14 protein-coding genes are annotated in these 11579 nt (G+C 66.4%); 6 read left to right on the top strand and 8 right to left on the bottom strand.

Going from position 1 to position 11579, the window contains the following annotated elements; all coding sequences use genetic code 11:
• Positions 1-224: 224 nt before the first annotated feature.
• Positions 225-458 (top strand): 50S ribosomal protein L28, encoded by a 234-nt coding sequence (gene rpmB, locus ACXJKR_RS13275; protein WP_056196235.1) that lies wholly within the window; start codon positions 225-227, stop codon positions 456-458.
• A 34-nt stretch (positions 459-492) separates the two neighbouring features.
• Positions 493-663 (top strand): 50S ribosomal protein L33, encoded by a 171-nt coding sequence (gene rpmG, locus ACXJKR_RS13270; RefSeq protein ID WP_025564431.1) that lies wholly within the window; start codon positions 493-495, stop codon positions 661-663.
• Positions 664-762: 99 nt separating this feature from the next.
• Here the strand turns inward: rpmG and ACXJKR_RS13265 are convergent, their stop codons facing one another.
• The 3 genes from ACXJKR_RS13265 to ACXJKR_RS13255 all read right to left on the bottom strand — a co-directional run bounded on the left by ACXJKR_RS13265 (position 763) and on the right by ACXJKR_RS13255 (position 3955).
• Positions 763-1248: a DUF3016 domain-containing protein gene (locus ACXJKR_RS13265; protein WP_457323231.1), complete on the bottom strand. Its 486-nt coding sequence runs from the start codon at positions 1246-1248 to the stop codon at positions 763-765.
• A 102-nt stretch (positions 1249-1350) separates the two neighbouring features.
• Positions 1351-2562: a DesA family fatty acid desaturase gene (locus ACXJKR_RS13260; protein WP_457323230.1), complete on the bottom strand. Its 1212-nt coding sequence runs from the start codon at positions 2560-2562 to the stop codon at positions 1351-1353.
• Between the two features lie 130 nt (positions 2563-2692).
• Positions 2693-3955 (bottom strand): RsmB/NOP family class I SAM-dependent RNA methyltransferase, encoded by a 1263-nt coding sequence (locus tag ACXJKR_RS13255; RefSeq protein WP_056196227.1) that lies wholly within the window; start codon positions 3953-3955, stop codon positions 2693-2695.
• A gap of 35 nt (positions 3956-3990) precedes the next feature.
• Here ACXJKR_RS13255 and ACXJKR_RS13250 point away from each other — a divergent pair, with 35 nt between their 5' ends.
• Positions 3991-4644: a DUF1345 domain-containing protein gene (locus ACXJKR_RS13250; protein WP_056196224.1), complete on the top strand. Its 654-nt coding sequence runs from the start codon at positions 3991-3993 to the stop codon at positions 4642-4644.
• On the opposite strand, the gene purN is transcribed toward ACXJKR_RS13250, so the two are convergent.
• Positions 4637-5269, bottom strand: coding sequence for a phosphoribosylglycinamide formyltransferase (purN, locus tag ACXJKR_RS13245; RefSeq protein WP_457323229.1), 633 nt, complete (start codon positions 5267-5269; stop codon positions 4637-4639). The two genes, ACXJKR_RS13250 and purN, sit on opposite strands and share 8 nt — an antisense overlap.
• A 58-nt stretch (positions 5270-5327) precedes the next feature.
• Here purN and trpS point away from each other — a divergent pair, with 58 nt between their 5' ends.
• From trpS to ACXJKR_RS13230, 3 genes are all read left to right on the top strand, one after another.
• Entirely contained in the window at positions 5328-6341 is a 1014-nt protein-coding gene (gene trpS, locus ACXJKR_RS13240) for a tryptophan--tRNA ligase (RefSeq protein WP_457323228.1), read from the top strand.
• Between the two features lie 92 nt (positions 6342-6433).
• Positions 6434-6829 carry a DUF3717 domain-containing protein gene (locus ACXJKR_RS13235; RefSeq protein ID WP_394326319.1) on the top strand — a complete coding sequence of 132 codons (396 nt, stop codon included), beginning with the start codon at positions 6434-6436 and terminating at the stop codon, positions 6827-6829.
• Positions 6826-8169: an MATE family efflux transporter gene (locus ACXJKR_RS13230; protein WP_457323227.1), complete on the top strand. Its 1344-nt coding sequence runs from the start codon at positions 6826-6828 to the stop codon at positions 8167-8169. Before ACXJKR_RS13235 ends, ACXJKR_RS13230 begins: the two co-directional genes overlap by 4 nt.
• Here ACXJKR_RS13230 and ACXJKR_RS13225 read toward each other — a convergent pair whose 3' ends face one another.
• From ACXJKR_RS13225 to ACXJKR_RS13210, 4 genes are all read right to left on the bottom strand, one after another.
• Positions 8170-9549, bottom strand: coding sequence for an ATP-binding protein (locus tag ACXJKR_RS13225; protein ID WP_457323226.1), 1380 nt, complete (start codon positions 9547-9549; stop codon positions 8170-8172). It lies immediately after the preceding gene.
• Positions 9550-9714: 165 nt separating this feature from the next.
• Positions 9715-10434: a response regulator gene (locus ACXJKR_RS13220; protein ID WP_457323232.1), complete on the bottom strand. Its 720-nt coding sequence runs from the start codon at positions 10432-10434 to the stop codon at positions 9715-9717.
• Between the two features lie 91 nt (positions 10435-10525).
• Positions 10526-11014 carry a Spy/CpxP family protein refolding chaperone gene (locus ACXJKR_RS13215; RefSeq protein WP_457323225.1) on the bottom strand — a complete coding sequence of 163 codons (489 nt, stop codon included), beginning with the start codon at positions 11012-11014 and terminating at the stop codon, positions 10526-10528.
• Between the two features lie 140 nt (positions 11015-11154).
• Positions 11155-11579, bottom strand: a 425-nt coding sequence (locus tag ACXJKR_RS13210) for an ATP-binding cassette domain-containing protein (protein WP_457323224.1), incomplete at its 5' end; no start/stop codon positions are given.

Below are 11579 nucleotides of genomic sequence, written 5' to 3'. Positions count from 1 at the left end.
GACGGGCCGGCTCGGGAGCGGCCCAGCGCTCGGCCCGGAAGGCGTAGCACGGCCTTCCTGGCCCGCGGGTTTTCCGCTACACTCGCGGGCTTGCCTGCTGGATGGACCGCATCCAAAGCGTTGATTCGAAAGAATTTCGCCTGAGGATTAGCAGGCATATGCGGTCAAAGGGCCGCTCGAAAAGTTCGGGCGGCTGGTCAAAGAAGTCAAACCGGAGAAGCGTCATGGCACGCGTCTGTCAAGTCACGGGCAAGAAGCCCATGGTCGGGAACAACGTTTCCCACGCCAACAACAAAACCAAGCGTCGGTTCCTGCCGAACCTGCAATACCGCCGTTTCTGGGTGGAATCGGAAAATCGCTGGATTCGCCTGCGCATCACGAATGCCGCTCTGCGTTTGATCGACAAGGTCGGCATTGACCAAGTCGTCGCCGATCTGCGCGCCAAGGGCGCGCTCTGATCGTCGCTCACTGACCTACTGAAGGAATACGACCATGGCATCCAAAGGCGGCCGCGAAAAGATCAAGCTGGAGTCCACTGCGGGCACCGGCCACTTTTACACGACGAACAAGAACAAGAAGACCACGCCCGAAAAGCTCGAATTCATGAAATTCGACCCCAAGGCGCGCAAGCACGTCCTGTACAAGGAAATCAAGCTGAAGTGATGAATGGCGGCGCGAGCCGCCAACGCACGCAAGCAAGCAAAACAAAACCCGCCAAGCGGCAACGCTGGCGGGTTTTTTGCGTCCTCTGACCGGGCAGCTTCAGCGCGCCGCGGTCACTGTGGCGCCAAACTCCTGCTTGAACCAGCGATCAAGCATGCGCTTCTCATAGCGCAGCGTGTCCCCACTTGAATAGCCATTGAAGCCGTCCTGGTAGTTCATGTCACGCAGCTTGACCTCGCCCTGCCGGACGACCTTTTCGCCCTCTCGTACTTCGTAGTTGAAGGCGATGGATGGCAGTGTGACGGTGCGCATGACGCGCAGCCATTGCATGCGGCGGCCGAACGGCTCGACCTCGCCGGCCAGATCCACGTCGGTCACGTTGATCCGCACATCCCGGCCCGGAAGGCGCTTGCCGACCTGCTCGACAAGATAGGCTTCGATGTCCTTCAGCACCTCGGGCTGGCGGAAGCCGTTGTTGTCCTTGATGTCCGAGAACTTCTCGGAGCCGATGAAATTCACCTGCACATCGGCGCGCGCGGTGGCGGACAGGGCGAACAGGGCAACGGCAATCCAGCGGTATTTCATGGCAAGCCTCCTAAGCAAATCAGTGACTGCATACGGCAAGTCTAGGCCAGCCCAAGAAAAAGGGCGCCCGACGGGGCGCCCTTTACTTCAGGAAACCAAAGCTCAGGCGTGAGCAGCGCGCAGGCGCATCGAGAAAGCCTGCAGTTCCGCAATACCACTCTCCTCGGCGCGGCGGCACCAGGCCTGCAAGTCGGCGACCAGTTGCTCGGCCGACACATTCGTGCGCGTCCACATCTGGCGCAGTTCCTCGCGCATGGTCACCAGCTTGTCGATGACCGGGCTGGCAGCGCGGGCATTCGCGAGGTCGCCGTGCACGGCGACCGGGATGCGCTCCTGGTCGCGGTGCAGCCAGCGTTGGGCCTGCTTGAACTCCTCAAACCGCGCGCTGTGCTTGCCGCCCTCGGCCTTGATCTTGGCCAATTCGGCGGCGCAGGCCGCTTTCATGTCACGGGCATAGCTGGCCATGACTTCGTAGCGATTGGCGATCAGTGCCTCGAGCGTGCGCGCGTCGGCCGGCTTGATTTCACCCAGGCTCAACTTGGGTGCCGTCTTGCGGACCTTGGCCATGCCCAGCATTTCCAGGCCACGGATATACATCCAGCCAATGTCGAACTCGTAGGGCTTGACCGAGAACTTGGCGGACGTCGGGTAGGTGTGGTGATTGTTGTGCAGTTCTTCGCCGCCAACGATCAGCGTCCAAGGCGTCAGATTGGTCGACGCGTCGGGTGCTTCGAAATTGCGATAACCCCAGTAGTGGCCGATGCCATTGATGACGCCGGCAGCCCATATTGGAATCCAGATCATCTGGATGGCCCAAATGGTGGCGCCAATGGCACCGAACAGCGCCATGTTGACGATCAGCAGCAGCGCGACGCCCTGCCAGCTGTACTTGGTGTACAGGTTGCGCTCGATCCAGTCCTCGGGCGTGCCGCGGCTGTACTTGGCAATCGTCTCGGCATTCTTGGCCTCGGTGCGGTACAGCTCAGCGCCTTCGGCCAGCACCTTCTTCAGGCCGCGGGTCTGCGGGCTGTGGGGGTCTTCCTCGGTTTCGCACTTGGCGTGGTGCTTGCGGTGGATGGCAACCCATTCGCGGGTGACCATGCCCGTCGTCAGCCAGAGCCAGAAGCGGAAGAAATGCGAGGGGATGGGACCGAGATCCAGCGAGCGGTGAGCCTGGGCACGATGCAGGAAGATCGTGACCGAAGCGATCGTGATGTGGGTCACAACCAGCGTAAAGATCACTAATTGCCAAGCGCTGAAACCCAACAGGCCATCGGCCAGCCAGTTCATCAGCGCGTTCAGGATGTCGTTCATGCGTCCAAGACCTCGGCCACAGCGGCCATGCAAAGGAATGTCAATTGTAGAGGAGAGCCCCCAAATTCAAGGGGTTTGCTGCACCGTATTCAGGCGGTGACGTGCGAATCGACGCGTTCTTTGACCTGCGTCAGGCCGACCTTTCCCATGCGACAGCAAAAAACCCGTCTGTGGCGTGTCGGTGAGGCCACAACCGGAGTGCGCCGTTTTCCACGACTTCATCGGAGCGTTCAACCTGGGCCTTGGCAAGCGCCTCTCCCGCGGCGAGCGGCTTGAAGTCGGGATGGGCGGCGGCAAACTCGGCCGCGATGACCTCGTTCTCGGCATCCAGCAGGCTGCAGGTCGCATAAACCAGCCGGCCTCCCGGCTTCACCAGGCGGGCGGCGCTGGCCAGGATGGCGCGCTGCTTGGCCTGCAGTTCAGCCACCCCCTGGGGCGACTGGCGCCATTTCAGGTCGGGGTTGCGGCGCAGCGTGCCCAGGCCGGAACAGGGCGCGTCGACCAGCACGCGGTCGATCTTGCCGGCCAGGCGCTTGATGCGGTCGTCGCGCTCATGGGCAATCTGGGCCGGATAGACGTTGGACAGGCCGCTGCGCGCCAGGCGCGGCTTCATCGCCGTCAACCGGTGGCCGGAGGTGTCGAAGGCATAGAGCCGACCTGTGTTGCGCATGGCTGCGCCCAGGGCCAGGGTCTTGCCGCCGGCGCCGGCGCAGAAGTCCACCACCATCTCGCCACGCTTGGGCGCCAGCAGCAGGGCCAGCAACTGGCTGCCTTCGTCCTGTACCTCGATGCCACCGCTGGTGAACAGCTCCAGCTTTTGCAGCGCCGGCTTGCCATCGATGCGCAGGCCCAGCGGTGAATACGGCGTGGGCACGGCGTCAATGCCGGCGGCCTTGAGTTGCTCCTGGGCCTCCTCGCGCTTGAACTTGAGAGCGTTGACCCGCAGGTCCAGCGGCGCAGCCTCGTTCAGTGAGGTGGCGAGCTTCCAGAACTCTTCCTCGCCCAGCCGGGCCAGCAGCGGCTCGGCCAGCCATTCGGGCATGTTGTGGCGCATCTTGGACGCCAGGCTCATCGGGTCGATGGCCTGGACCTGCTCCAGCCAATGCTGCTCCTGCGGGCTGAGGGCCCCACGCAGGAAAGCGGCATTGCCGCGCCAGGCCAACATGGCCAGGCGGCGGTGCATGGAGCCGCTGCCGCTCTGGGCCAGGTTCTGGAACTTGATTCGCTCGCGCAACAGCGCGTAGACCGTCTCGGCGAGGCAGGCGCGCTCGCGCTGGCCGAGATTCTTGTGTTGTCGGAAGAAGGCGGAGACGGTGGAGTCGGCCGGGGCTTCGAGCTGGTTCACGACGGCAATCAGCTCGGCGCTCAGCTCCAGGAGGGCATTAGGATGCATCGCCCCATTATCCCAAGCGCCCTGCTCCTTGCCGCATGAATCTCTGGACCCAGCTGCGCCTGCGCCCCCGGCTGCTGTTGTCCATCCTGATCGGCAGCACGCTGGCTGCGTTGTGGCCAGGCGCTGTGCCGCTGACCACGCGCCTGCTGCTGGGGTGGGACTTCACGCTGTGGATCTATCTGCCGCTGGCGCTTTGGATGATGCTGGGCCGCGCGGGCTCGGTGAATGTGCAGCAGCGCGCCAGCCAGCTGACCGAAGGCCTGCCCGTCATGCTGCTGCTGGCCGTTGGCGGGGCGCTGGCCAGCTTTGGCGCCATTGCGCTGGAACTGGGTTCGGCCAAGCAAGCCCATACCGCCAACGGTTTGACGCTCGCCTTCGCCATTGCCACGGTCTGCAGCTCCTGGCTGCTGCTGCCGGTGGAATTCGGCATCGCCTACGCGAGCCTGTACCACGGCGGGGGCAAGGCCGCGCACGGGTTGGAGTTCCCGGGCGACGACGAAGGACCGCCCGACTACGGCGACTTCCTGTACTTCTCGATCACCGTGGCGGCCACGTCGCAGACCTCGGACGTCAGCGTCAGCTCGCGCGCCATGCGCCGCCTCGTGCTGGTTCAAGGCCTGCTGGCCTTCGTCTTCAACACCGGCGTGCTGGCGTTGACCGTCAATATCCTCGCCGGGCTGATCAGCTGAGCAGCAACTGCTGAGCCGCACCGTCGCGGTGAGTGACGCGCTCGCCGTCCCACACCAACGCACCTTCGACAAACCAGCGCACCGACTGCGGATAGATGCGGTGCTCGGCCGTCAGCACGCKGGCCGACAGCGTCTTCGCGTCGTCGCCAGGCAGCACCGGCACGACGGCCTGCATGACGATGGCGCCATGGTCCAGCTCGGCGGTAACGAAATGCACCGTCACGCCGGCGACCTTGCAGCCCATCTCCAGCGCCCGCTCATGCGTGTGCAGCCCGGTGAAGGCCGGCAGCAGCGACGGGTGGATGTTGAGCATGCGGCGGGCGTAGCGCGCCGTGAAGCCGGGCGTCAGGATACGCATGAAGCCGGCGAGGACGACGAGGTCAGGTGCGAAGCTGTCGATGACGCGGGCCAGCTCGGCATCGAAGTCCTCACGGCTGGCATAGGTCTTGTGATCGACGACGGCGGTAGCAACGCCATGCTCAAYCGCGAACTGCAGGCCGCCCGCATCGGGCCGGTTGCTGATGACGGCGGCCACCTCGGCGGGCCAGCCCTCGGCTTGGCAGGCCTTCACGATGGCCTCCATGTTGGAGCCCCGCCCCGAAATCAGAATCACCAACCTCTTCATGGGGCGGCAGTTTAGGGGGCGGCTGACCGATCGCCCCTTGAACGACAATCCGCGCCCCATGTCGAACCCCACCCTGAACCTCAAGCCAAGCCGCCCTCGCGTGCTTTCCGGCATGCGTCCGACCGGCGCCCTGCACCTCGGCCACTACCACGGCGCTATCAAGAACTGGGTGCGGCTGCAGGACACGCATGACTGCTTCTTCTTCGTCGCCGACTGGCATGCGCTCACCACCCAGCGCCCGAGTGGCGAGACGCTGACCCRCCACGTCTACGAGATGGTCACCGACTGGCTGGCCGCCGGACTGGACCCCGAGCGCTGTACCTTGTTCCTGCAAAGCCGCATGCCCGAGCACGCCGAGCTATTCACGCTGCTGGCCATGTGTACGCCGTCCTCGTGGCTGGCGCGCATGCCCAGCTACAAGGATCAGGTCGCCGCCGACCCCGAACTGGCGACGTACGGCTTTCTGGGCTACCCGCTGCTGCAGGCGGCCGACATCCTGCTCTACAAGCCTGCCGGTGTGCCGGTGGGCGAAGACCAGACCGCCCACGTCGAAGTGACCCGCGAAGTGGCACGACGCTTCAACCGGCTCTATGCCGAGGCCGCGCCCATCTTTGTCGAGCCCCAGGCCCTGCTGACCGAGACCGCCCGCGTGCCCGGGCTGGACGGCCAGAAGATGAGCAAGAGCCTGGACAACGCGATCGCGATGCGCGACGAGCCCGAGGCTGTCGCCGCCAAGATCCGCACCATGCCGACCGACCCGCAGCGCGTGCGCCGCACCGACGCCGGCGACCCGGCGCGCTGCCCGGTCTGGCCGCTGCACCAGATCTACAGCGACGACGCGACCCGCGCCGCCTGCGACAGCGGCTGCCGCACGGCCAGCATCGGCTGCCTGGACTGCAAGCAGCCGTTGATCGAGTCCATCCAGCGCGAGCAGGCGCCCTGGCGCGAACGCGCTGCGGCCCTGGACCCGCAGCAGGTGCAGTGGACGCTGGAGGTTGGCACCGAGCGCGCCCGCGCCGTCGCGCGCAAGACGCTGCGCGAGGTGCGCGGCGCCATGGGGTTGGTGGCTTGAGCGGGGACGAGCGTAGGGCCGCCCCAAGCCGGCCCGACATTCCCTCGGGGGATCGACCGGCGTACCCGCCTGTCGAGGGGCCTCATTCTCTGATCCACGTGACTGACCTCGAGGCCGCCATCAACTGGTGGCGCGAACGTTCACCCTCGCCTGACGGCATCAGCGCCGCACCCGAGGTGCGTGCGCTGGCCGAGGCCTATGCGCTGCTCGCGCTGAGCCGCGCGACCGAGCTTGACCCTGCCACGCTGAAGCCCATGGCCCTGGATGCCTGGCTGGCCTGGTACGCGACGACGCCTGACTCACCCTGCATTGCGATCTGCTCCACGGCCCAGGGCGACGCCATCTGCAAAGGCTGCGGCCGCACCTTCGACGAAGTGCAGCATTGGCCGGCGCTCGACCCCTTCGAGAAGCGTGTCGTCTGGCACCGCATCACCCACGAAGGCACGGCCTGGCGTTTCAACCGCTACGCGGAGCGCGTGACCCGATGACCCGCATCCGCTTCATCGACAGCGTTCGCCGCCTCGTGCCGCTGGCCTGGCCCGTCCTTGTCGGCCAGATCGCCGTGATGATGTTCAGCACCATCGACACGCTGATGATGGGCCGCGTCAGCCCCGAGGACCTGGCTGCATTCGCTGTCGGTTCGGCCGCCTACGTGACCATCTTTGTCGGCCTGATGGGCGTCATCCTCGCGGTCGGGCCCATCGCTGGCCGGCAGTTCGGTGCCCAGGATCTACCCGGTGCCGGCAGCAGCTTCGTGCAGGCGCAGTGGCTGTCGGTGCTGCTCTGCATTCCGGGCTGCCTGGCGCTGTGGTTTCCGGATCCTTTCACGGCACTGGCCCACCTCGACGCAGCCCAGGCTGACAAGGTGCGCGCCTACACGCGGCCCGAGGCTTTTGCACTGCCCGCCGCCCTGCTCTTCACTGCCTTCCGTGGTTTCTCGACCGCCGTCAGCCGCCCCAAGGCCGTCATGGCGATGCAGCTCACCGGCCTGGCGGCCAAGGTGCCTTTGAACGCCGTGCTCGTCTTCGGCTGGGGTCCGATTCCTGCGATGGGCGTCGCTGGATGCGGCGTCGCGACGGCCATCGCGCTGATCGGCCAAGCCGCCGTTGCCATGCTACTGCTCAGGCGCGACGCCTTCTACCGGCCGTTCAGGATCCCGCACCTGTGGCAGACCCGACCGCATTGGGGCGAACTCGCAGCTCTGGTGAAGCTGGGCCTGCCGATGGGCGGCTCCATCCTCGTCGAGGTGACGGGCTTCACCTTCATGGCCTTTTTCATCGCCCGTCTTGGCGCAACACCGGTCGCCGGCCACCAGATCGCCGTCAACCTCGTCGCGATGATGTTCATGATCGCGCTCGCAATGGCCACCGCCGCCGGCACGCTGGTCGCACAGCATCTGGGGGCCGACGAAAAGCACGAAGCGCGCACCGTCGGCAGGCATGCGATGACGCTGGCCACGCTGACGGCAGCGGGCGTCGGCGCCGTTGTCGCCCTCGCGCGCGAGCCCATCGTCGCCCTCTACACCTCGGATGCGGCGACAGCCGCCGCCGCACTGCCGCTGCTGGTCTGGGTCTGGTTCTTCCACCTCGGCGACGCCCTGCAGACGGTGGCGGCCTATGTGCTGCGCGCCTACCAGGTCGCCACGCTGCCGATGATCATCTACGTCCTGGCGCTCTGGGGCCTGGGCATCGGTGGCGGCTATTTCCTCGCCTTTGGCCAGAACGGCGTCGGCGCGGTCGGCTTCTGGCAAGCGGCCACCGCCGGCCTGATCACCGCCGCCTTGCTTCTCAGCCTGCTGCTCAGGCGAGTCTTCAACGAGAACCGCTGATCAGCGTCCCGCCGTGGGCAGGAAGATCACGAAGCGGCTGCCGCCACCGTCGCGTGCCAGGCAGCGCACGCTGCCGCCGTGGCGCTCGGCGATCTGCTTGACGAGGCTCAGGCCCAGCCCGACGCCGCCCGCCATCTCGGCATGGCCGGGCAGCCGGTAGAAGGGTTCGAAGATGCGCTCGCGCAGATCGGCGGGCACGCCCGGGCCTCGGTCGGCAACGATGAATTCATAGCCTCCGGCGACCGGCCGCAGCGCCAGCTCCACGTCGGGGCCGCCGTAGCGGCGCGCGTTGTCGAGCAGATTGCGCAGCGCGCGGCGCAGGAGGCGCTCCTGACCGTCGATGCGAGCGGAATCGGTCTCGGGCTCAAAGGCGGCTTCCGCGTGAGCCGCCTCCTCGGCGCCCAGCGCGAGCAATTCGACGGCATGGGTTTCGCCAACCGCGCTGCCGGCCTCCAGCCGGCTGGCCAGCAGCACTTCCTCGACGAGCGCATCCAACTCGGCGATGTTGACGTCGATCTCCTTCGCCAGGCGCTGGCGCTGTGCGGGCGCAGCGTCGTCCAGCATCGCGAAAGCCATCTTCAGCCGTGCCAGGGGCGAACGCAGCTCGTGGCTGGCATTGGCCAGCAGGGTCTGGTGAGAACGCAACAGTGTCTCGATGCGGTCGGCCGCCTGATTGAAGCTGGTGGCCAGGGCGGCCACCTCATCGCRACCACTGTCGTCGACGCGATGGCCCAGTTGGCCGGAGCCGAACTTCTCGACGCCACGCTTGAGCGCTTCGAGCCGCCGCGTCAGCCGGCGCACGACGGGATAGGCGCCGACCGCCACACCGATGAAGAGCAGCACCAGCACGACGGCCAAGGTCGACACCGCCGGCGCGCCTGGCGACACGGGGCGATGCAGCCAGGGGCCGGTCCAGGGGCCTTCATCCAGCCGGGGCGGCCGCGCGCCGGGGCCTCCAGGACCCGAGGCGCCTGAAGCGGCGCCCTGAGGGCCTGGCGGACGCACGGTACGCACCATCTCCAGACTGCGGCCATCGCCCAGGTTGGCGCTGACGATGATGGCGCCGGGGTCGTCGGCACGGCGCTGGAACATCTGCGTCGTGGCGATGCGCTTGCCGTCGGCATCCTCCAACGCGATCGGCATGCGCAGGCGCAAACCCCAGTCGGCAAAGACGGCAGCCTGCTCGGCACGCGGCGCGTCGGCCGGCGGCAGCGCGAGCTTGAGCAGCCCGGCCATCGCGTTCAGCCGCTCTCCAGCCGCCAGTTCGACGTTGCCGCGCTCCTGCTCGATGTGGCGCTGGAACAGCCATGCCGAGCCGAAGGCAAACGCCAGCAGAAGCGCCACCAGCGTCAGGTAGATGCGGACGTAGAGGCTTTTCAAATCAGGGGCGCGTGGAGTTTTGCGGGCCGAGCGCCGGGCCGCCCCTAGCCGGCCCGCGTAGGGCGATGTGCTTGTGGCTCAATGCCGCAAGCATCGCCGTCCCCTCGGGGGACCGGCTGGGCGCGCCCGCGTTCAGCGTGGCGAGACTGGACGAGGGGCTCACACTCAAGCAGCGTCCGCGTCGGCGTCCTGCTTGCGGGCAAAGACATAGCCGGCTCCGCGAACCGTCAGTACACGGCGCGGGTTCTTGGGATCGTCTTCGATGACGGCCCGGATGCGCGAGATGTGCACGTCGATGGAGCGGTCGAAGGCTTCCAGCGGGTGGCCCTTCAGCGCATCCATGATCTGGTCGCGGCTCAGCACCCGGCCGGGGCTTTGCGCCAGCACGACGAGCAGGTCGAACTGGTGGCTGGTCAGGTCGCAGATCTTGCCGTCCAGGCGCGCCACGCGAGCGGCCAGGTCGATATCCAGGCGGCCGAAGCGCAGCACCTCGTCGCCATCCAGCTTGGGCTCCAATCGGCGCAGCAGGGCCTTGATACGGGCTTGCAGTTCGCGCGGCTCGAAGGGCTTGGCGAGGTAGTCGTCGGCGCCCAGTTCGAGGCCCAGGATGCGGTCCATGGGCTCGCCGCGGGCCGACAGCATCAGCACTGGCTGGTGACGCCAACGCGGGTCGCCGCGCAGCCAGCGGCAGAAGTCCAGTCCGTCGCCATCGGGCAGCATCAGGTCCAGCACCAGCAGCTCGAAGCGGCTGTGGGCCAAGGCCTCACGGGCCTGGGCCAGGCTGCCGGCCGTGTTGACCTCGAAGCCGGCGGAGCGGAGATAGTCGCCCACCATGCCGGTCAGGCGGGCATCGTCATCGATCAACAGCAGTCGGGCGCTACTCATCACCGGGGCCAGGGAAGAAAAAGGAATCCGGCGCACTTCGGCGCCGGTGGAACGGGGCTCAAGCATCGCAGAACTCCTGGTCAAGGGCCAATCAGCCGGCGTGACGGGAAGCCATGCGGGCCTGGCGCTTCTTCATCACCTCGGCAATCTTGGCGCGCTGTTCGGGCGTCAGCACGCGGGCGGCGTCGATGCTGGCCTGGCTCAGGCGCTTGGAGGCGGCCTCGTGCTGGGCGCTCATCTGCACGCGCACGGCCTCGATTGCGGCGGCGTCGATGTTGGTGGCCGTGTAGAGCGTGGCCATCTGCTGGTGCAGCTTCATGCCGGCTTCGCGCTGGCCCGACAGGTCCTGTCGGGCCGCCTTGAAGATGGCTTCGATCTGGCTGCGCTGGGATTCGGTCGCGCTGACCACGTCGAGCATGTGCTCGATGTGACCGCCGAACAGACCGCCGGGCGCCATCATGGCCGGGCCGCCGTGGTGACCCCCGTGGGCAGGCTGGGCTTGGGCAGCAACACCGCCGAAGGCCAAGGCCGCTGCCACCGTACCGACGCGCCACAGGTTCTGAATCTGGAAGGACTTCATCAAAGGTCTCCTGGAAGAAGAGTGAGTGAGGTCATCTTCCAGGCGGCCTGTGTGGGATCTTTGGGGGTGGGGTAAAGAACTGTGTCGACAAACAGGGCCAGTTTTACTTGCGGTGAACCGGCCTCCCCTTCGATCAAGGCTTACTTGATGGGCTTGAAGCGCATGCGCTTCGGGCGCGCGCCTTCCTCGCCCAGGCGCTTCTTCTTGTCGGCCTCGTACTCGTGGAAGTTGCCGTCGTAGAAGAACCACTGCGAATTGCCTTCGCAGGCCAGGATGTGGGTGCAGATGCGGTCCAGGAACCAGCGATCATGGCTGATGACCATGGCCGAGCCGGCGAACTCCAGCAGCGCTTCTTCCAGCGCGCGCAGCGTTTCGACGTCCAGGTCGTTGGACGGTTCGTCCAGCATCAGCACGTTGCCGCCCTGGGCCAGGGTCTTGGCCAGGTGCAGGCGGCCGCGCTCACCGCCGGACAGCGCGCCGACGAGCTTCTGCTGGTCGTTGCCCTTGAAATTGAAGCGGCCGAGGTAGGYGCGGCTGGGCATGACGAACTTGCCGACGATGATGT

It is taken from the genome of Roseateles sp. P5_E11, from assembly GCF_054049355.1.
Note: the sequence above shows the minus strand (reverse complement) of the source record. Positions and strands in the feature narration are given on the sequence as shown.

Bases quoted from the DNA above. Each gene is read 5' to 3' on its own strand.
- rpmG (WP_025564431.1), top strand. From the start codon at position 493: ATGGCATCCAAAGGCGGCCGCGAAAAGATCAAGCTGGAGTCCACTGCG.
- rpmB (WP_056196235.1), top strand. From the start codon at position 225: ATGGCACGCGTCTGTCAAGTCACGGGCAAGAAGCCCATGGTCGGGAAC.
- ACXJKR_RS13255 (WP_056196227.1), bottom strand. From the start codon at position 3,955: ATGCATCCTAATGCCCTCCTGGAGCTGAGCGCCGAGCTGATTGCCGTC.
- ACXJKR_RS13260 (WP_457323230.1), bottom strand. From the start codon at position 2,562: ATGAACGACATCCTGAACGCGCTGATGAACTGGCTGGCCGATGGCCTG.
- ACXJKR_RS13220 (WP_457323232.1), bottom strand. From the start codon at position 10,434: ATGAGTAGCGCCCGACTGCTGTTGATCGATGACGATGCCCGCCTGACC.
- ACXJKR_RS13215 (WP_457323225.1), bottom strand. From the start codon at position 11,014: ATGAAGTCCTTCCAGATTCAGAACCTGTGGCGCGTCGGTACGGTGGCA.
- ACXJKR_RS13265 (WP_457323231.1), bottom strand. From the start codon at position 1,248: ATGAAATACCGCTGGATTGCCGTTGCCCTGTTCGCCCTGTCCGCCACC.
- ACXJKR_RS13230 (WP_457323227.1), top strand. From the start codon at position 6,826: ATGACCCGCATCCGCTTCATCGACAGCGTTCGCCGCCTCGTGCCGCTG.
- ACXJKR_RS13250 (WP_056196224.1), top strand. From the start codon at position 3,991: ATGAATCTCTGGACCCAGCTGCGCCTGCGCCCCCGGCTGCTGTTGTCC.